Source organism: Phyllobacterium sp. 22552, from assembly GCF_052044585.1.
Classification (GTDB): Bacteria; Pseudomonadota; Alphaproteobacteria; order Rhizobiales; family Rhizobiaceae; genus Phyllobacterium; species Phyllobacterium ifriqiyense.
In genome coordinates this window covers 456899-475193 of the sequence record NZ_JBQENG010000003.1, presented here as the reverse complement: position 1 = coordinate 475193, position 18295 = coordinate 456899, and the positions used below count along the sequence as shown (strand labels likewise).

Here is an 18295-nt window from a genome sequence, read left to right as displayed (position 1 = left end):
GGGTCATTGTCATCATGAAAATTCCTCATCGAAATGACAAATCACTAGGACAATGGCATGAAGCTTTAATGACAATGGGTCTCATTTGCTCTATCGCTTTTTGAAGAAGAAAAACTCTGGAAACGCCCATGCATAAAGTCGTCATCAGCGGTACAGGCGTTTTCACGCCGGACCAGTCCATCAGCAATGCCGAACTTGTTGAGGCGTTCAACACTTATGCAACGCGGCAAAACGAGCTGTATGCGGGCGAAATCGCTGCTGGCACGCGCGATGCGATGACTATGTCAAACGAAGATTTCATTGTCCGCGCCTCGGGCATTGAAAATCGGTATGTGCTCAATAAATCGGGCATTCTGGATCCCGACATCATGCATCCCGTCTTGCCCGAACGCAGCGATGAAGATCTTTCCGTCATGGCGCAAATGGCCGTCCATGCTGCCACTCTGGCTTTAAAAAAGGCCGGGCGTGAAGCATCGGAAATTGACGCCGTCATTTGCGCGGCGTCGAACCATGAACGCGCCTATCCGGCGATCGCCATCGAAGTGCAGCAGGCTCTTGGTATTGAAGGCTTCGGTTTCGACATGAATGTGGCTTGCTCATCGGCAACATTCGGTATTCAGGCGGCCGCCGACATGATCCGCTCCGGCTCCGCTCGCGCAATTCTCATGGTCAATCCGGAAATTTGCTCGGCGCATCTTGAATGGCGCGATCGTGACTGCCATTTTATCTTTGGCGATGTTTGTACGGCAGTATTGCTCGAACGCGACGATCTGGCCACCGCAGAAGATCGGTTTGAGGTCGTCTCAACGCGCTGTCTGACGCAGTTCTCCAACAATATCCGCAACAATAATGGCTTTCTGCGCCGTACACGCGAAGGTCACATGAGCGATCGCCGCGATATGCTTTTCAAGCAGGAGGGCCGCAAGGTTTTCAAACAGGTCGTGCCTATTGTTTCCGATCTTATCCTGACACATCTCGCCGATGAGAATATCGCGCCTGCGCATCTTTCACGCCTGTGGTTGCATCAGGCAAATAAGGGAATGAACGATTTGATCGGGGTGAAAGTGCTTGGCCGTGAACCGGAACCTGGCGAACAGCCCAATATCTTGCAGGATTACGCCAATACATCATCGGCAGGCTCGATCATCGCATTTTCGAAATATTCCGATGACCTTGCGCCGGGAAGCCTTGGCGTTATCTGCTCATTTGGAGCGGGCTATTCCGTGGGCAGCGTGATTGTGCGGAAGATTTAGGCTACTCTTGTTGCAAAAGCACGTTAAATCCGGTCCACCAGAGCGTACCAGCTGAGCGCCAGAAACAGCATGGGCGAACGGAATGTTCGCCCACCCGGAAATGCCGGGACTTTGAGGTCTTCCAGAAGCTTCAGCCGGTCGCGATTGCCAGCAACAGTTTCCGCATAGAGCTTGCCGACGAAATTGGACAGCATGACGCCATGGCCCGAATAACCGCCGGCGGAAATCACATTGGGCATGACCTCCCGCACAAAAGGCTGGCGTGGCATGGTGATTCCAACCGATCCGCCCCAGGCTTGAGTCATCTCCACATTGGCAAGCGCCGGATAAATCTCGGCGATCTGGCGGCGAATATGGGTGCTTATATCTAGCGGATTGTCGGCTGTATAAGCCTCACGCCCGCCGAACAGCAGGCGGCCATCCTTTGAGCGGCGAAAGTAGCGCACTACGAAACGCGAATCGTCCACGCTTTCGCCACCCGGCAGCACCGGGCTATCGTCACCCAATGGCACTGTTGCGCCTATGAAGGAGCGTATCGGCATGACATGCGACGCGCTGATGGGTTCAAGGTTACCGCCATAGGCATTGACCGCGATCAAGGCCTTTGCCGCAGTGACGGTACCGGTCGCAGTGGTGACACGCACCTTGCCGTTCTCGGATTTAATGCCGGTAACCTTGGTGTTCTCATAGAGATGAGCACCTGCCCTTGCCGCTGCGCTGGCGGTGCCGACAACAAGTTTCATCGGCTGGATATGCCCGGTTCCTTTGTCGTAAAGGCCGCCGAAATAGCGGTTGGAGCCCAGCCGTTCGGCAGTCTCATCGGCTTCCATATAGTGAATATGCGGATAATTGAATCGTGTCGTCATAAGCTCCGCATGTTCGCGGTAGCTCTTGAGGTAACGCTTCTTGTGCACAACGGACATCTGGCCGGGCACATATTCAATATCGATCTGATGGGTTTCAGCAAATTCCAGCAAATGGCTCTTTGCCTCTTCGGCAAGCTCGAACAGGGCTTTGGCGCGTTCAAAACCATATTGAGCCTCGAGCTCTTCCGCCCATGCACGCTGACCCGTACCAAGCTGGCCGCCATTACGCCCCGACGCCCCATCACCAAACCGGAACGCTTCCAGCAGAACAACATCAACACCTGAAGACGCCAGATGCACGGCTGCCGACAGGCCGGTGAATCCGCCGCCAATAATCACAACGTCAGCCGTGCGAGAGCCATCCAGAGGTGGATATTCCGTACGATCAGAAATCGTCGTTTCGTACCACGATATGCCGGGCGAGATGGGAGACTGGTAAGCCATATATTGATGCAATCTTGTTCACTCTTGAGGCAAAAACGCCGTGCGTGGTTCGACGGGACTCACCATGAGGAAGGTATTGCCCTGCAAGTTAATTGCCGAACAGTTTCAGCACCGCAATCAATCACTTCCCTCATGGTGGCCCCTCCCCAGCTTGTCGAATGGCGGACCACGCACGAAGATGCTGCTGCCAAACTCAAACGTTCAGCAGCAGAAATTCACGTTCCCAAGGACTGATAACCTCCATGAAGGTTTCGAACTCTGCACGTTTGATGGCGGCATAGGTGATCGCGAAAGACTCACCCAGCATGGCAATCAAATCCTTGTCCTGCTCGAACAGCAAGGTGGCCTCGATCAATCCGCGAGGCAGCTCGATCAAATTGTCATTAACCGTCGTGGAAGCGGGTGCGTCGGGCTCAATCCGGTTGTTCATACCGAGCAACCCGCAAGCAAGCGATGCTGCCAGCGCCAGATAGGGATTGGCATCGGAGGACGGAATACGATTTTCCACGCGACGCGCCGCCGGGTCGGAGCGCGGCACACGGAATGCCGTGGTGCGATTATCATAGCCCCATTTGACGTTGACTGGTGCCGAAGCAGCCGGTGTCAGGCGGCGATAGGAATTCACATAGGGAGCAAACATGACCAGCGAAGCCGGAACGTGCTTCTGCATACCACCGATGAAATGCCTGAACGCTTCGCTTTCCGTACCATCCGGATTGGAGAAGACATTGCGTCCGGTCTTCTTGTCGACGATGGACTGGTGGATATGCATGGCAGACCCCGGTTGTCCCTGAATGGGCTTGGCCATGAAAGTCGCATACATATCGTGCTTCAGCGCCGCTTCTCTGATCGTGCGCTTAAACAGGAAAACCTGATCGGCAAGTTCGACCGGATCGCCATGACGCAGGTTGATTTCCAGCTGCGCTGCACCTTCTTCATGGATCAATGTATCGATCTCAAGGCCCTGGCTCTCGGAGAAATGGTAGATGTCATCGATCAGTTCGTCGAATTCGTTGACGCCCGCAATTGAATAGCCCTGTCCGCCGCCGATAGCGCGGCCCGACCTGCCAACTGGCGGTGTCAGCGGATAGTCAGGATCGGGGTTTTTCTTGACGAGATAAAATTCGATTTCAGGCGCAACGACGGGCTTCAGCCCCTTCTTGTGATATGCCGCCACCACGCGCTTCAATACGTTGCGCGGCGTAAACTCGACCGCATGCCCATCCTTGTTTACCAGATCACAAATGACCTGAGCAGTAGGGTCGCTTTCCCATGGCACCTCCGACAGGGTGGAAAGGTCTGGCATCAGTTTAAGATCGCCATCATCTTCAGGATAGGCGAACCCATGGCCATCTTCCGGATAAGAACCGGAAATCGTCGCCATGAAAACAGCCGATGGCAGTGCAAGCGATGTGTTTGAAGTGAATTTCTTCGAGGGCATCATCTTGCCCCGCGCCACGCCAGCTTGATCGGGCGTGATGCATTCTATGTCTTCGATATCCCGCCAGGCCAGCCATTCGGCAGCTTCACGCCAGTTTTTTACTCCGCGTGTGGCTTTGACATAGGCAGGCGTACGCGGCCGCTTCGCTGAGGTTCGCGCGGATTTCTTTTCGGGAGTTTCGGAAGGCATCAATCACCAGGATTAGTTTCGGTGACAGGATGATAGCGCATAAAACAGGCCGATGGGAGGCTGGGCCCGAAAATTGTTTTAGCAAACTCGTGAAGGATGCGGCCACGCGAATATCTCGTCCGAAATGCGCGCGTGGCCCTTCAAACTATTGCTTTGGCGCGTCCGCGCCTATGCTCACTTCAGCCCAAGCATCGAAATCGCGTTGCATTTCCGTGATTTTTTCGCGAGCGCCATCAAGGGCGATCTTGCCAAGCAACAGACGCAGCGGCGGATCGTTCGCCTCAACCGCCTTGACGATTGCCTGCACGGCTTTCACCGGATCGCCCGGCTGATTGCCGCTCGCTTCCCTGATCTGGCGCATACGCTCCCCGGCAGAGGGGCGATAATCTTCGATGGTTTCCGACGCTTCATTGGCAGAACGACCGGCCCAATCGGTACGGAATCCGCTCGGCTCTACGATCAGCACCTTGATACCAAGATGCGCGACTTCCTTGGAGAGCGCCTCCGACAATCCCTCGACAGCAAACTTTGTCGCATTATAAAAACCGACCGCCGGAAAGCCCCTTAATCCGCCAATCGAGGAGATATTGACCACGGTGCCGGAGCGTTGCTTGCGCATGCCCGGCAGAGCAGCGCGGGTCATGTCCATAAGACCCCAGATATTGATGTCGAACATCTTGCGCGCTTCGGCCAGATCGCTTTCTTCGAGAGAGCCAAAATAGCCGATGCCCGCATTGTTCACCAACACATCTATGTGTCCGAAGCGCGCTTCGGCAGCCTTGACTGCAGCGGCGACTTCTTCCGGCTTGGTGACATCAAGCTTCAGGACAAGAGCATTGTCTTCGTGACCCTTGGCGATATCTTCGACCTGCGCGGGGTTGCGGGCGGTGACAACAGTCGGATAACCGAGCGACAATGTATATTGGGCGAGCTCGCGGCCAAAGCCGGTTGAACAACCAGTGATGAACCAGACAGGTTTCGATGTCATGATGATATCCTTGAAAAAGCATAACGCCAGAGCGGCAGCTTGGCCGGGCAGCGCTTATTAAAGGGGGAATACATCAAAGATGTAGACCCCTATCTCATTGATTCAAGGGTAAACCCCACTTTTATATGCAACGCCCGCCGTCGACCTCGAGCGCAACGCCTGTGATGAACTGGGCTTCGTCGGAAGCCAGATAGAGCGCTGCATTGGCAACATCGAGAGGTACAGACAGACGGCCGAGAGGAATGGTGGCCTTGAATTGCGCCCGGCGTTCTGGCGTATCCTCACCGAGAAACAGCCCGAGCATGGGTGTTTCGCCTGCCGCAGGGCAGAGGCAATTGACGCGAATATTCTTCGGGCCAAGCTCGACGGCCATGGATTTTGTAACGCTGATGGCCCAGCCTTTTGAGGCATTGTACCAGGTTAGACCCGGACGCGGGCGCAAGCCAGCAGTCGAAGCTGTCGTGATGATCGATCCACTGCCCTGCCGCTCCATGATCGGCACAACAGCAAGAGCGGTATAATAAATGGCCTTCATGTTGATCGCGGCGATGAGATCATATGTATCTTCATCTACGCCAAGCATGGACCCGTTTCGGTGGGAATAACCGGCATTATTGACCATGATGTCGATGCGACCGAACTTGTCCATGGTGGTCTGCACCATGGCGTCAATTTCTTCCTTGCGCGTCACATCCGTATGCACGGCAAGAGCGTTTTCACCGAGGGATTGAGCGACGGCCTCCGCTCCGACAAGATTTAAATCAGCAACAACGACATTGGCGCCCTCCTCGGCAAAACGGCGCGCCATTGCCTCGCCAAATCCTGATGCCGCACCGGTAATGATCGCTGTTTTGCCTGCCAAACGGGCCATGTTCTATCCTCCATCTACTGTGATTTGTTTTATGGGATTCAATCGTGGCGGAAAACGATCGTCTTGGTTGCAGACATATCGTAAAGCGCCTCAAACCCCTTTTCGCGGCCATGGCCGGAACGCTTGAAACCGCCGAAAGGCAGCTCCACGCCACCGCCAGCGCCATAGGAATTGACATAGACTTGCCCTGCACGCACGCGCTTGGCCACACGATGCTGACGCGCACCGTCACTGGTCCAGACCCCCGCGACAAGCCCATATTCAGTGCTGTTGGCGAGGCGAATTGCTTCCTCCTCATCATTGAAGGAAAAAAGCGAAAGTACGGGGCCGAATACCTCTTCTTGCGCCAGAACTGCCGCCGGCTCGACCGCACCGAACAGAACCGGCGCGACGTAGAAACCGGAGAGCGGCGCATCCACATGGATTGAGCCGCGCGCCACGACCTCAATCCCGGCTTCGGCAGCGGCTGTTATATAATTTTCCACGCGGCGCTTTTGCGCTGCATTGATCATGGGTCCAAGGTCGAGATCCGCGTCATGTGGCCCGGCGACAAGATTGTTGAACCTTGCCGCCAACTCTCCCGCAACTTCGTTATATATAGAATGCTCAATGAGAATGCGGCTTCCTGCCGAGCACGTCTGGCCGCCATTCTGAATGATGGCATTGACGAGGACCGGAAGGGCCTTGCCAATATCGGCATCGGCGAAAACAATTTGCGGTGATTTACCACCAAGCTCCATCGTTACGCCGCGATTATTGGTGGCCGCCGCCTGCTGGATCGCAGTGCCAGTCACGGGTGAGCCGGTAAAAGTGACGTAATCAACGCCGGGATGCGCAGACAATGCCGCTCCTGCTTCACCCCCAAACCCGGTGATGATATTGAGCACGCCATCTGGAAACCCCGCTTCAATGGCGAGTTCGCCGATGCGGATAGTGGATAGCGAGGCATCTTCGGCGGGTTTGATCACCAGTGTATTGCCCATGGCAAGCGCTGCTCCAACTACCCGCGCCATGATTTGCATCGGATAGTTCCATGGGGTGATACCGGCAACAACGCCGTGCGGCTCGCGTAATGTCAGGGCCGTGTAGCCATCCAAAAAAGGTATCGTATCGCCGTGAATCTTGTCGGCTGCACCGCCATAAAACTCGTAATAGCGTATCGTTGCAGCAACGTCAGCCTTGCCCTGTCTTATCGGTTTTCCGGTATCGCGCGCCTCAAGGGCAGCGAGTTCATCACCATGTTCTTCTACGAGCTGCCCAAGACGCGTCAGCAAGCGCCCGCGCTCAAAGGCAGGCATATGCGACCAGGCTCCCTCTTCAAAAGCCAGCCGGGCCGCGCTGACAGCGCGATCCACATCGGTTGCGTCGCAAGCGGGGATAGTGGCGAAATCCGACCCGTCCGAAGGGCATGCCACAGCTATGGTTTTTCCCGTGACTGCGCCGACACGTCTGCCATTGATGATGTTCAGGAAATTCTTATCCTGTGCGATAATTCGCGAGAGATTCTGTAACATGGCTGTTTCCCGTTCGTGATAGTCGTACCGGAACTTCAGCGGATTGGAAATGCAATTTGACGCAGTTTGCGCTAAAGGACTGGTCATTTTAAATCGATTAGATTATAGAAACCATGCGCTTCGGAGCTACACTTTGTGTTGCGCAATTCAGGCATAGCGAGACTCTATTCATGACAAGTCAGATTATCCCGGTTGAACCATTTGATTGCATTGTTTTTGGCGGAACCGGCGATCTTGCCGAACGCAAGCTGATCCCGGCGCTGTATCAGCGCCAGCGGGATGGCCAGCTTTCCGAACCAACCCGTATTATCGGTGCGTCACGTTCAGCCATGTCGACTGAGGATTATCGCAAGTTTGCCCAGGCTGCGATCAAGGAATTCGTCAAGGCTGATGAATATGACAAAGCGCAGGTGGAGCAATTTCTCCAGCGCATCAGCTATGTCGCGGTTGACGCGACCTCGGATGCCGGATGGGAAGAGCTGAAGAACGAAATCGGCAATGACTCCAAGCGCATCCGCGCTTTTTACCTCGCGGTAAGCCCTTCACTTTTCGGTGATATTGCGAGCCGCTTGAAGAGCAACAAACTTGTTACCGATCACACGCGCATCATTGTTGAAAAGCCTATCGGCCGCGACCTCGATAGCGCCATCGCGCTCAATGACACAATCGGCCATGTGTTCAGCGAACAGCAAATCTTCCGTATCGATCATTATCTCGGCAAGGAAACCGTGCAGAACCTCATGGCGCTGCGCTTTGCCAATGCGTTTTACGAGCCGCTATGGAATTCCGCCCATATTGATCACGTTCAGATCACTGTTGCCGAGCAGGTGGGTCTTGAAGGCCGTGCCGGTTACTATGACAAGGCCGGTGCGCTGCGCGACATGGTGCAGAACCACATCATGCAGCTCCTGTGCCTTGTCGCAATGGAACCGCCCGCATCCATGGATGCCGATGCCGTTCGCGATGAAAAGTTGAAAGTGCTGCGCTCGCTGAGCCCCGTCACCTCGAAAAACGCCGAAGAACTGACCGTACGCGGCCAATACCGTGCCGGTGCTTCATCGGGCGGCGCCGTCAAAGGCTATCTCGACGAACTTGGCTCTCCAAGCAGCACGGAAACATTTGTCGCCATCAAAGCGGAAATTGCCAATTGGCGCTGGGCTGGTGTGCCGTTCTACCTTCGCACCGGCAAGCGTCTCGGCGCGCGCGCATCGGAGATCGTCGTTTCGTTCAAGCCGATTCCTCATTCCATTTTTGGCGAGACAGCCGGACGCATTGTTGCCAACCAGCTCGTCATCCGCCTGCAGCCGGATGAAGGCGTGAAGCAGTGGATGATGATCAAGGATCCGGGTCCGGGCGGCATGCGCCTGCGTCACGTTCCGCTGGATATGAGTTTTGCCGAATCGTTCAAGGTTCGCAGCCCTGACGCATATGAGCGGCTGCTGATGGATGTTGTTCGCGGCAATCAGACATTGTTCATGCGCCGTGACGAAGTGGTTGCGGCCTGGCGCTGGATCGACCCTATTCTCAAAGCCTGGGCCGAGACCGAGCAGGTGCCTTCGGGCTATACCGCCGGAACATGGGGCCCCTCATCCGCTATTGCACTTATTGAGCGTGATGGCCGCACATGGCACGAGCCGGAATAGGGCGCAATTCCATGGCGACAGATGAACGATTGAACAGTTTTGAGAATGGCGACGCTCTGGCCGAGGCTTTGGCAACAACTGTTGCGGGCCACCTGCGGGCGGGCTGCGAGGCAAATGGCAAGGCAGTGCTGGCTGTTTCCGGTGGCACAACCCCGACCCGCTTTTTCAAGGCTTTATCGCTCAAGGATTTGCCGTGGAACAAGATCACGATAACGTTGGTGGACGAGCGCTTTGTGCCGCCCACCAGCGAGCGCTCAAACGAACGTCTGGTGCGCGAAGCGCTTTTGCAAAATGCGGCAGCTGGCGCAAATTTTGTCGGGCTGTATCGCGAAGCTGTTGACGCGGATCAAGGCGCGAAAATGGCGGCCGCTGAAATTGCCAGGCTCGGACAACCTTTCGATGTGGTAGTGCTTGGCATGGGCGGTGATGGCCATACGGCGTCATTTTTTCCCGGCGGCGACAATTTGAAAGCAGCAATTTCCAAAGATGAGAAAGCTTTGGTTTTGCCAATGTCCGCAGAAAATGCAGGCGAGCCGAGATTGACGCTGACACTGCCTGTCATCATAGCCGCGCGTTTCATCGCGTTGCACATTGAAGGTGCCGGCAAGATGACCACGCTGGAAGCAGCACTTGGCGAGGGTGAGGTCGAGGACATGCCTATCCGCGCCGTGCTATCCTCTCAGCCGATTGATCTTGAGATTTTCTGGGCGCCGTAAACGCCCGGATGCGTGATCGCCGGGAGGCTCCCAAACTCACCGGCAGACGCTACAAGGAGAGAACACATGACCGTCATGCAACGGGTGAAAAGCATTACAAATCGCATCCGCGAACAGTCAAAGCCAACGCGTGATGTGTATCTCGATCATTTGCGCGAGGCCGCATCGCGCAAGCCAAAACGCTCCGCTCTTGCCTGCGCCAATCTCGCCCATGGTTTTGCCGCATGCAGCCCTTCCGACAAGGCGGCGCTTGCGGGCGATGTGGTGCCAAACTTAGGCATTATCACTTCCTATAATGATATGCTTTCCGCGCATCAGCCATTCGAGACTTATCCGAACCTGATCAAGCAGGCAGCAAAGGAAGCAGGCGGCGTGGCGCAGGTTGCGGGCGGCGTGCCTGCCATGTGCGATGGCGTGACGCAGGGCCAGCCCGGCATGGAATTGTCGCTGTTCTCGCGCGATGTCATCGCCATGGCGACAGCCATCGGCCTATCGCATGATATGTTCGACGCGGCGGTCTATCTTGGTGTTTGCGACAAGATTGTTCCGGGTCTGGTCATCGGTGCGCTGACTTTCGGTCATTTGCCAGCCGTGTTCATACCTGCGGGCCCCATGACCACTGGACTGCCGAATGATGAGAAGGCCAAAACACGGCAGCTCTACGCGGAAGGCAAGGTCGGGCGCGACGAATTGCTTGAATCGGAGTCAAAATCTTATCATGGTCCCGGCACCTGCACCTTCTATGGCACTGCAAATTCCAACCAGATGCTGATGGAGATCATGGGCCTGCATATGCCCGGCTCATCTTTCATCAATCCGGGCACGCCCTTGCGTGATGCGCTGACGCGTGAAGCCGCCAAGCGCGCACTTGCAATCACGGCGCTCGGCAATGAATTCACGCCTGTCGGCGAAATGATCGACGAGCGTACTATCGTCAATGGCGTTGTGGGTCTGCATGCAACCGGCGGCTCAACCAATCACACGATGCATCTGGTTGCAATGGCTGCCGCCGCTGGCATCAAACTCACATGGCAGGACATTTCCGACCTTTCCGATGTCGTGCCACTCTTGGCACGCGTCTATCCGAATGGTCTTGCCGATGTAAACCATTTCCACGCGGCGGGCGGCATGGGCTACATCATCCGGGAATTGCTTGATGGCGGATTGCTGCATGAGGATGTCAAGACGGTCTGGGGCGGCAGCGATGGCTTGCGCGCTTATACAATCGAACCCGCGCTTGGCGAAAACGGTACTGTGGTTCGCAATCCTACGCCAGCCGAAAGCGCCGACAAAAAAGTGCTCTCGACCTGCGTAGAACCGTTTCAGGTGACTGGCGGACTGAAGATGCTCAAGGGCAATCTTGGCACTGCCGTTATCAAAACTTCCGCAGTCAAAGCCGACCGCCATATTATTGAAGCACCGGCTTTGGTCTTTGACAGCCAGGCGGCGCTGCAAGACGCCTTCAAGGCCGGAAAACTCAATCGCGATTTCGTAGCGATTGTGCGTTTTCAGGGTCCGCGTGCCAATGGCATGCCGGAACTGCATAAATTGACCCCTGCCCTTGGCGTATTGCAAGATCGCGGTCACATGGTTGCGCTTGTTACCGATGGCCGTATGTCCGGTGCATCGGGCAAGGTGCCAGCCGCTATTCATGTCACGCCAGAGGCTCTGGACGGCGGCATCATCGGCAAAATACGCGATGGCGATATAGTGCGGCTAGACGCTGAGATCGGCACGCTTGACGTGTTGGAAGACCCGGCAGTGCTGGCGGCGCGTCCGGAGCCGGTCGTCGATATCAGCCATAACAGCTATGGAATGGGACGGGAACTCTTTGCTTCCTTCCGCAATGTCGTAGGCCGCGCGGATGCAGGCGCATCGGTGTTTGGACTTTAGGGTCAGCACGTGCCTATCCTGACCAAGGATGCTGGTTTCGCACTTACCGATATCGAAACAATCGGGCCGGCGAAAAATCAGTAATTGGTACGGCGCTCGTCGGAAGGTGAGCGCCCGAATTGCGCGCGATAGCTTTGGGCAAAATAAGAATGTGATGTGAAGCCGGTGGCCAGCGCTACATCCAGAATGGGCGAGTGGGTTTGCCGCAAAAGCTCGCGCGCGCGCTCAAGGCGCAGGCTCATATAGTAGCGTCCGGGCGTCATATTGAGATGACGCAGGAAGAGCCGCTCTACCTGACGAACGGACAATCCAACGGCCTTGGCCAACCGCACGGCAGATTTCGGCTGCTCCAGATTATCGGCCATAATCTCGACGATCTTGCGCAATTTCTCCGATTTGCCGGTGAGATCGCGCTCAGGGCCGATGCGCTGTCGGTCTGTTTGAGAGCGAATACGCTCATGATGAAACTGGTTGGCCACCTCATTGGCAAGGGCCGGGCTGAAATCCTGCTTGATGATTTCCAGCATCAGATCGATCGATGTAGTGCCGCCTGCACATGTATAGCGCTTGCGGTCAATCTCGAAGACATTTCCCGTGCATTCAATCTGCGGAAAACGCTCCTGAAAACCAGCCCGGTTTTCCCAGTGAATGGTGCAACGATGCCCTTCCAATTGGCCCGCCTCAGCAAGGATATAGCTGCCAATATTCAAACCGCCCAATGAGGCGCCGCGTCGTCCAAGATTGCGTAATGTCGCGATGACTTTCGGCTTGTCTTCAAATTCGGTCGTCAATCCGGCACAGATGAAAAATATGTCGGCCGAGGGCAGATCAGCAAGCGCATATTCCACATTGATCTGAAGACCATTGGATGCAGTTACAGCTGCTCCGGTCGCCGATACAGTGATCCACGAATAAAAGGTCTCTTCGGACATGCGATTGGCCGTGCGCATTGTATCGATAGCAGCCGCAAGGCTGAACATCGGAAATTTGTCGACGAGCAGAAAGGCGAAGGTTCTGCCGACCTTGATTGTTTCGGCCATACGGTGTTGTAACGAGATTCCCTATTTGAGCAAATGGATCAGAAGCGCGGCGGCGTTTTTCCAGCGGAGCGATAGGCGGCGACAAGCGTATTTGCCATAAGCATGGCGATTGTCATGGGACCAACGCCACCGGGCACCGGGGTGACCGCCGCAGCAACCGTCGCAGCATCGGCAAAATCCACATCGCCCACAAGCCGTGTCTTTCCTTCGCCTCGCTCAGGAGCTGGAATACGATTGATGCCAACGTCAATGACCGTCGCTCCGGGCTTTACCCAATCGGCCTTGATCATTTGCGGCCTGCCGACAGCGGCCACAAGAATATCGGCAGTGCGGCAGAGAGCTGCCAGATCTTTCGTTTTGCTATGGGCGATAGTGACTGTCGCATTATGTGCAAGAAGCAAATTGAACATGGGCTTGCCAACAATATTGGAACGACCAACCACCACAGCATTCAAGCCGGAAAGATCGCGCCCGAGAACCCGATCGATCAACAGCATCGAGCCAGCAGGCGTGCAGGGAACAAATGCAGTGTCGAGTTCGCCGGTGCCCAATTTTCCGACATTGATAAAATGGAAACCATCGACATCCTTGTCCGGCGATATCGTCTGGATAATGCGGCCCGAATCAATGTGCTTGGGCAAAGGGAGCTGTACCAGAATGCCGTGGATCAGCGGATCAGCATTGAGCTTCTCTACCAGCGTAACAAGGTCTTCCTCGGAGGTTTCCGCAGGCAAGGTATGTTGCTCGGAATGAAACCCGCATTCGCGCGCTTTTTTGCCCTTGGATGCAACATAAACCTGACTGGCAGGATCTTCGCCAACGATGACAACGGCGATCCCCGGTGTAATGCCCGTGCCCTCAATCAGCTCGGCGGCAGATAGCTTGACCTTCGAAACCACATCCTCGGCAATCTCCTTGCCATTGATTGTCACTGCCATGTGCTGCTCCTGAAACTCTTACTTCGCGGATTGAGCGTCATTCTCTTGATTTTACGCCCAAACAATACCGTCAGAACGGCGTTCCCTGACGCAATAGCGAAAGCGATACAGAACCGCAATGCGATGATACGTTGCAGGGCTTGGCTAACGCAGCAAATCCAAGCATGATTGTGAACACCTTACCGATTCCGGGAATTCAAATGCGCTATTCAGCCTTCAGCCTGCTTAAAAATGCCCTTAACGGCAACAAGGACTGGAAGCCTGCATGGCGTAAACCTGATCCGAAACCTGCCTATGATGTGGTTATAATCGGGGGCGGCCACGGACTTGCGACGGCCTATTATCTTGCAAAGGAACATGGCATCCGCAACATAGCCGTGGTGGAAAAAGGCTGGCTCGGATCGGGCAATATCGGCCGCAACACCACCGCTATCCGCTCCAATTACCTCCTTTCCGAAAATCAGCATTTCTATGAAGCGTCGATGAAGTTGTGGGAAACCATGTCCCATGACCTCAACTATAATGTGATGTTTTCGCAGCGCGGCGTTGTTAATCTCGCTCACTCCCTGCCGCAGCTCGACGTCTATGCAAGGCGCGGCAACCAGATGCGGCTGAACGGTATAGACGCAGAACTGGTGACTCCGGTCCAGATCAAGAAATTGATACCGGGCCTCGATATCAGCAGTTCGGCGCGCTTTCCCATTATTGGCGGCTTGATGCAGCGCAGCGCGGGTACGGCGCGGCACGATGCCGTGGTTTGGGGCTATGCGCGGGCTGCCGATCAACTTGGCGTCGATATTATCGAGAACTGCGAAGTGACCAGTTTTCTGAAAGACGGCGATCAGGTTACCGGCGTCATGACAACCCGCGGACCGATCAATGCCAAAAAGGTTGGCTGTGCGGTGGCGGGCAATACGAGTGAACTCATGCGCCGTGCAGGCATTGATCGTTTGCCGCTTGAATCACATGTGCTGCAAGCGTTTGTTTCGGAAGCGCTGAAGCCCGTCGTCGATACGGTTGCAACTTTTGGCGGGGGGCATCTTTATTTCAGTCAGTCCGACAAGGGCGGGCTGGTTTTTGGCGGCGACATTGACGGTTACAATTCCTATGCGCAGCGTGGCAATCTTCCGGTTGTTGAAGATGTCATGAGCGAATTCGTCGCGCTTATCCCGGCTCTGGCGCGGGTCAAGTTGCTGCGTTCGTGGGGCGGTATCATGGATATGAGCATGGACGGCTCACCTATCATTACCACGGGACCACTTCCTGGCATGTATCTGAACACCGGCTGGTGCTATGGCGGCTTCAAGGCAACGCCGATTTCCGGCAAATGTTTTGCCTGGACAATTGCCCGGGATGAGCCGCACCCTCTCTCCGCGCCCTTTACGCTGGATCGTTTCTATCGTGGCTATGTTGTAGACGATAAGGGGCAAGGCCCCACGCCAAGGCTGCATTAGAGCTGATCGGAAAACGCTGGAACTACCTAAGAAGCCTGCCGCTCGGCTTCTTCACGCAATATCTCGCGCAATGCTGCAATCTCGTCCAGCATCTCTTCGATATTGGAATTGTCGTGTTCACGGGGGGCAATATGGGCGTCGGCATAGGCATAAAGGAACTCGGCGATTGCCACTTCATCCTCAAGCTCGGATGAGGTTCCGCTGCTATGCACACGTTCAATGGCAGCACCCAATCGCGACTTCTCCGGCGAGGTAGCCTCATCGCTGGGCAAAGGTTTGGTCCGCCTGCCATTTCCTGTTGGGCGAGGCTCCGTTGGCGAATTTCCCGCACGAAAACTTTCAATCATGCCAAGCAGGATCGCGATACCAAGGCCTGCGAAAAGCCCCCCGAGCAAACCTGCGACAGCCACAAGCTTGCGCGACCCGCCCGTGCTTTCGAGTGCAGGCCGTGCAGGAGAAATCACGCGTATATTGGTGGTGTTGACGCCTTCAAGCTCACCGGTTTCCTTGGCACGCAGGAGAAACGCTTCATAGACTGCACGCTTGGCCGCAACTTCGCGCTCAAGTTCACGTAGTTTGACCATCTCCTCATTGTTGGAGGCGGTGCGCGCCTTTAACTGGTTCAGGCGTGTCATCAACTCCTGTTCCTGCTGTTGAGAGCGCTTGAGTTCCGTTTGCACCGATGAGACGATGCGCTGCAATTCATTGCGGATTTCACTGCGGATACCGCTGACTTGCGATTGCGCCTGAATGAGCTGCGGGTGGCGCGGTCCAAGCTTGGTGGCAAGGCCATCGGCCTGCTGCTTTAACGCACCATATTGCGAGCGCAGGGCGACAATGACGCCTGAGCGAAATTCTTCCGGCAGAGTATTGCCAAGCACACCCTCAACAGAGGTACTGCGAATAGATGCTGCCTGCGCGTTCAGCCGGATTGTCTGGTTGCGCGCGGCTGTCAATTCATCATTGGTGCGCGTGATTTCGTCGTCGCTGATCAGCCGTCCCTGAACATCAACGAGATCATTTTCAGCCTTGAACTTTTGAACGGCGTTTTCAGCCTCTTCGACCCCTGCCCGCAGGTCATTCAGCCGGGCTGTCAGTGCCTCTGTGGCCTGTCTTGCCGTATCGGACTGAATATTGCCCTGCTCTTCACGGAAGACATCCGACACGGTATTGGCGATGAGTGCGGATTTTTCCGGATCGCGTGAATCGACCGTGATGTTGAAAATGTAGTTCTTGGTGCTGCGCTCGACGTTCAAATGCTCATAAAGATTGCGAAGAAGCAGAGTCTCTCGTGTCGTGGCATCAGGCGTGCTGTCAGTGGAAAACAATTCCCTTATCGTAGCAACCAGCCCGCGCTCTTTCAGATCACCATTAAACTCCGGATCTTTGGCAAGACCGGCCCGGTCTATCACTTTCGTCAACACGCTGCTCGACTGGATGACACGCAATTGACTTTCAGCAACGGCAAGCGAGGCGTCGAGAGGAAGTTGGGTTGACGAAATCTCTTTGTCGACGATTTTGAGGTCACGAGGGTCAACAAGCAATTCAACCGTGGAGGAATACAGCTTGGGCAGGGTCATGGCGTAACCGACGCCCAGCAAAGTCCCAATGAGCGTCGTCGCCACGATCAATGATTTAGACCGGCCAACTCTGTTTATGACAATACGCGGATCGACCAGAGGCCGCCATTCATCATCCTGATAACTGGTATTTTGAGGTTCTGACCGGGCTGGTTCCGGCCGCCGCAAAGGAGAAAATACCGGCTTCTCAAACGGCACCGGCTCTTCAATTACCGGCTCGGTAATTGGGGGAATGGGGACTCGAGGCACGTCCGCAGGCTTGTTGTTCGGCAGCAGGTCGTCATAGGTCGCCTCGGGCATGCGAACTTCGCTTTCGGCAGCATCAACGCGGCGATTGAGCTCGGCCTTGATCGCCGCCATATCGGCGCGCATACGGTTTATGGCATCCTGCTCGGCTGCCTCATCACTGAGATTTTCAGGGATATCATTGAGCGGCGGCTGGATAGATTCGGACTCAGCGGCAAGGCGTAAATTGCGCATTCTATGATAATGATCGAGATTGGTCTCGTTGCGCACAGATGATGCAGGCCCAACTGGCGATGGCTGTGCCTCCAAGCCCTCCTCGCTGGCAAACGAGAGCAGCGAGCGCCGCTTTACCGTCTCGTTTTCACGACTAGTCATCCGCAACTGAACTCCAACATCTCAACCCAAATGCGATCAATCGCGGATGCTGAGATCCACGGTTAATCCACACTAAAGTTCTATGGAAAATAAAACGTTAATTGTCATGGCACCTTCCGGCTTACAGGGGAGTCATATCAACACGCAACTCAAATCCCGTGGCCTCAGCGTATCGTCGCAAAGTTGCAATAGAGGGGGAGACCCTCCCGCCTTCGAGCCTTGCAATTGCGGACTGCGTGGTTGCCATGCGCTTGGCCAGTTCTGCTTGAGTCATTTTGGCCTGGGTTCGGCTGCGAATAAGCAACTCTATCACCGAATATTCCAAATCTGCTTGTTTGTAATGCTTCCGGAATTCCGGATCATTCATGTATTTTTCTTTCAGTTTCCCGAGAGTTTTCATGTTTCCACCTCATTCATCCGCCGATAGGCCAATGCCAACGCATTTCGGGGTGTCCGTTGTGATTTTTTTACAAAGACATGCAAAATCACAATTCGCCTGCCTGTTACAGCCACGTATAACCCTCGTGCTATTCCTTCCGGTGCCTTGGCGCGAAGCTCCCACAGCTTTCCATCAATATGTTTTACATGGGGCTCTCGCATGGCTTCGAGCCCTATACATTCCACCATCTCCATAAGGCGGGTCAATCGCGCCTGCAAACCAGAAGGCAGTGCATCCATCTCCGCTTCCGCCGAGCCTAGAATTTCAACAGACCAATCCATTTCAGTATAGCCTATATGATATAATTTTGAAATATGATGCAGAGAAAATAAGAAGCTATCTTCCGCAAGCGCCATTTACAATTGCTCCAATACGAGCCGTTAAGCCTTTTACGCTAAATCATTG

Annotated in this window: 15 protein-coding genes; 5 read left to right on the top strand and 10 right to left on the bottom strand. The window is 55.0% G+C overall.

The genetic code is table 11. The features are described 5' to 3' along the window. Positions 1 to 128 precede the first annotated feature (128 nt). Positions 129 to 1253, top strand: a complete 1125-nt coding sequence (locus ACTJI9_RS09490; protein ID WP_440807533.1) for a beta-ketoacyl-ACP synthase III — start codon at positions 129 to 131, stop codon at positions 1251 to 1253. 23 nt (positions 1254 to 1276) lie between these two features. Here ACTJI9_RS09490 and ACTJI9_RS09485 read toward each other — a convergent pair whose 3' ends face one another. From ACTJI9_RS09485 to ACTJI9_RS09465, 5 genes are all read right to left on the bottom strand, one after another. Beyond that, positions 1277 to 2563, bottom strand: a complete 1287-nt coding sequence (locus tag ACTJI9_RS09485) for an NAD(P)/FAD-dependent oxidoreductase (protein WP_307282868.1) — start codon at positions 2561 to 2563, stop codon at positions 1277 to 1279. 193 nt (positions 2564 to 2756) lie between these two features. Further along, entirely contained in the window at positions 2757 to 4193 is a 1437-nt protein-coding gene (locus tag ACTJI9_RS09480; RefSeq protein ID WP_115051253.1) for a glutamine synthetase family protein, read from the bottom strand. Between the two features lie 145 nt (positions 4194 to 4338). Next, complete coding sequence (locus tag ACTJI9_RS09475) at positions 4339 to 5181, bottom strand: oxidoreductase (protein WP_440807530.1); 843 nt, start codon at positions 5179 to 5181, stop codon at positions 4339 to 4341. A 121-nt stretch (positions 5182 to 5302) separates the two neighbouring features. Then, a complete protein-coding gene (locus ACTJI9_RS09470; protein ID WP_115051255.1) occupies positions 5303 to 6052 on the bottom strand; it encodes an SDR family oxidoreductase in 750 nt (249 codons plus the stop codon). Between the two features lie 38 nt (positions 6053 to 6090). Next, complete coding sequence (locus ACTJI9_RS09465; protein WP_440807527.1) at positions 6091 to 7566, bottom strand: aldehyde dehydrogenase family protein; 1476 nt, start codon at positions 7564 to 7566, stop codon at positions 6091 to 6093. 170 nt (positions 7567 to 7736) lie between these two features. Here ACTJI9_RS09465 and zwf point away from each other — a divergent pair, with 170 nt between their 5' ends. From zwf to edd, 3 genes are all read left to right on the top strand, one after another. Further along, positions 7737 to 9209 (top strand): glucose-6-phosphate dehydrogenase, encoded by a 1473-nt coding sequence (zwf, locus tag ACTJI9_RS09460; protein ID WP_440807524.1) that lies wholly within the window; start codon positions 7737 to 7739, stop codon positions 9207 to 9209. An 11-nt stretch (positions 9210 to 9220) separates the two neighbouring features. Then, positions 9221 to 9925 (top strand): 6-phosphogluconolactonase, encoded by a 705-nt coding sequence (pgl, locus tag ACTJI9_RS09455; RefSeq protein ID WP_440807522.1) that lies wholly within the window; start codon positions 9221 to 9223, stop codon positions 9923 to 9925. 66 nt (positions 9926 to 9991) lie between these two features. Then, positions 9992 to 11818, top strand: coding sequence for a phosphogluconate dehydratase (edd, locus tag ACTJI9_RS09450; protein WP_307282848.1), 1827 nt, complete (start codon positions 9992 to 9994; stop codon positions 11816 to 11818). Positions 11819 to 11895: 77 nt separating this feature from the next. Here edd and ACTJI9_RS09445 read toward each other — a convergent pair whose 3' ends face one another. Both ACTJI9_RS09445 and folD read right to left on the bottom strand, forming a co-directional pair. Further along, positions 11896 to 12858, bottom strand: coding sequence for a GlxA family transcriptional regulator (locus ACTJI9_RS09445; RefSeq protein ID WP_115051260.1), 963 nt, complete (start codon positions 12856 to 12858; stop codon positions 11896 to 11898). Between the two features lie 38 nt (positions 12859 to 12896). Then, entirely contained in the window at positions 12897 to 13796 is a 900-nt protein-coding gene (folD, locus tag ACTJI9_RS09440) for a bifunctional methylenetetrahydrofolate dehydrogenase/methenyltetrahydrofolate cyclohydrolase FolD (RefSeq protein WP_336440585.1), read from the bottom strand. A 200-nt stretch (positions 13797 to 13996) separates the two neighbouring features. Here folD and ACTJI9_RS09435 point away from each other — a divergent pair, with 200 nt between their 5' ends. After that, a complete protein-coding gene (locus ACTJI9_RS09435) occupies positions 13997 to 15250 on the top strand; it encodes a sarcosine oxidase subunit beta family protein (protein ID WP_307282845.1) in 1254 nt (417 codons plus the stop codon). Positions 15251 to 15276: 26 nt separating this feature from the next. On the opposite strand, the gene ACTJI9_RS09430 is transcribed toward ACTJI9_RS09435, so the two are convergent. The 3 genes from ACTJI9_RS09430 to ACTJI9_RS09420 all read right to left on the bottom strand — a co-directional run bounded on the left by ACTJI9_RS09430 (position 15277) and on the right by ACTJI9_RS09420 (position 18246). Then, positions 15277 to 17451, bottom strand: coding sequence for a GumC family protein (locus ACTJI9_RS09430; RefSeq protein ID WP_440807517.1), 2175 nt, complete (start codon positions 17449 to 17451; stop codon positions 15277 to 15279). Positions 17452 to 17572: 121 nt separating this feature from the next. Continuing rightward, positions 17573 to 17851, bottom strand: coding sequence for a helix-turn-helix domain-containing protein (locus tag ACTJI9_RS09425; RefSeq protein WP_307282839.1), 279 nt, complete (start codon positions 17849 to 17851; stop codon positions 17573 to 17575). Then, positions 17848 to 18246: a type II toxin-antitoxin system RelE/ParE family toxin gene (locus ACTJI9_RS09420; protein WP_337353618.1), complete on the bottom strand. Its 399-nt coding sequence runs from the start codon at positions 18244 to 18246 to the stop codon at positions 17848 to 17850. Before ACTJI9_RS09420 ends, ACTJI9_RS09425 begins: the two co-directional genes overlap by 4 nt. Positions 18247 to 18295 lie beyond the last annotated feature (49 nt).

Bases quoted from the DNA above. Each gene is read 5' to 3' on its own strand.
- ACTJI9_RS09490 (WP_440807533.1), top strand. From the start codon at position 129: ATGCATAAAGTCGTCATCAGCGGTACAGGCGTTTTCACGCCGGACCAG.
- ACTJI9_RS09485 (WP_307282868.1), bottom strand. From the start codon at position 2,563: ATGGCTTACCAGTCTCCCATCTCGCCCGGCATATCGTGGTACGAAACG.
- ACTJI9_RS09480 (WP_115051253.1), bottom strand. From the start codon at position 4,193: ATGCCTTCCGAAACTCCCGAAAAGAAATCCGCGCGAACCTCAGCGAAG.
- ACTJI9_RS09475 (WP_440807530.1), bottom strand. From the start codon at position 5,181: ATGACATCGAAACCTGTCTGGTTCATCACTGGTTGTTCAACCGGCTTT.
- ACTJI9_RS09470 (WP_115051255.1), bottom strand. From the start codon at position 6,052: ATGGCCCGTTTGGCAGGCAAAACAGCGATCATTACCGGTGCGGCATCA.
- ACTJI9_RS09465 (WP_440807527.1), bottom strand. From the start codon at position 7,566: ATGTTACAGAATCTCTCGCGAATTATCGCACAGGATAAGAATTTCCTG.
- zwf (WP_440807524.1), top strand. From the start codon at position 7,737: ATGACAAGTCAGATTATCCCGGTTGAACCATTTGATTGCATTGTTTTT.
- pgl (WP_440807522.1), top strand. From the start codon at position 9,221: ATGGCGACAGATGAACGATTGAACAGTTTTGAGAATGGCGACGCTCTG.
- edd (WP_307282848.1), top strand. From the start codon at position 9,992: ATGACCGTCATGCAACGGGTGAAAAGCATTACAAATCGCATCCGCGAA.
- ACTJI9_RS09445 (WP_115051260.1), bottom strand. From the start codon at position 12,858: ATGGCCGAAACAATCAAGGTCGGCAGAACCTTCGCCTTTCTGCTCGTC.
- folD (WP_336440585.1), bottom strand. From the start codon at position 13,796: ATGGCAGTGACAATCAATGGCAAGGAGATTGCCGAGGATGTGGTTTCG.
- ACTJI9_RS09435 (WP_307282845.1), top strand. From the start codon at position 13,997: ATGCGCTATTCAGCCTTCAGCCTGCTTAAAAATGCCCTTAACGGCAAC.
- ACTJI9_RS09430 (WP_440807517.1), bottom strand. From the start codon at position 17,451: ATGACTAGTCGTGAAAACGAGACGGTAAAGCGGCGCTCGCTGCTCTCG.
- ACTJI9_RS09425 (WP_307282839.1), bottom strand. From the start codon at position 17,851: ATGAAAACTCTCGGGAAACTGAAAGAAAAATACATGAATGATCCGGAA.
- ACTJI9_RS09420 (WP_337353618.1), bottom strand. From the start codon at position 18,246: ATGGCGCTTGCGGAAGATAGCTTCTTATTTTCTCTGCATCATATTTCA.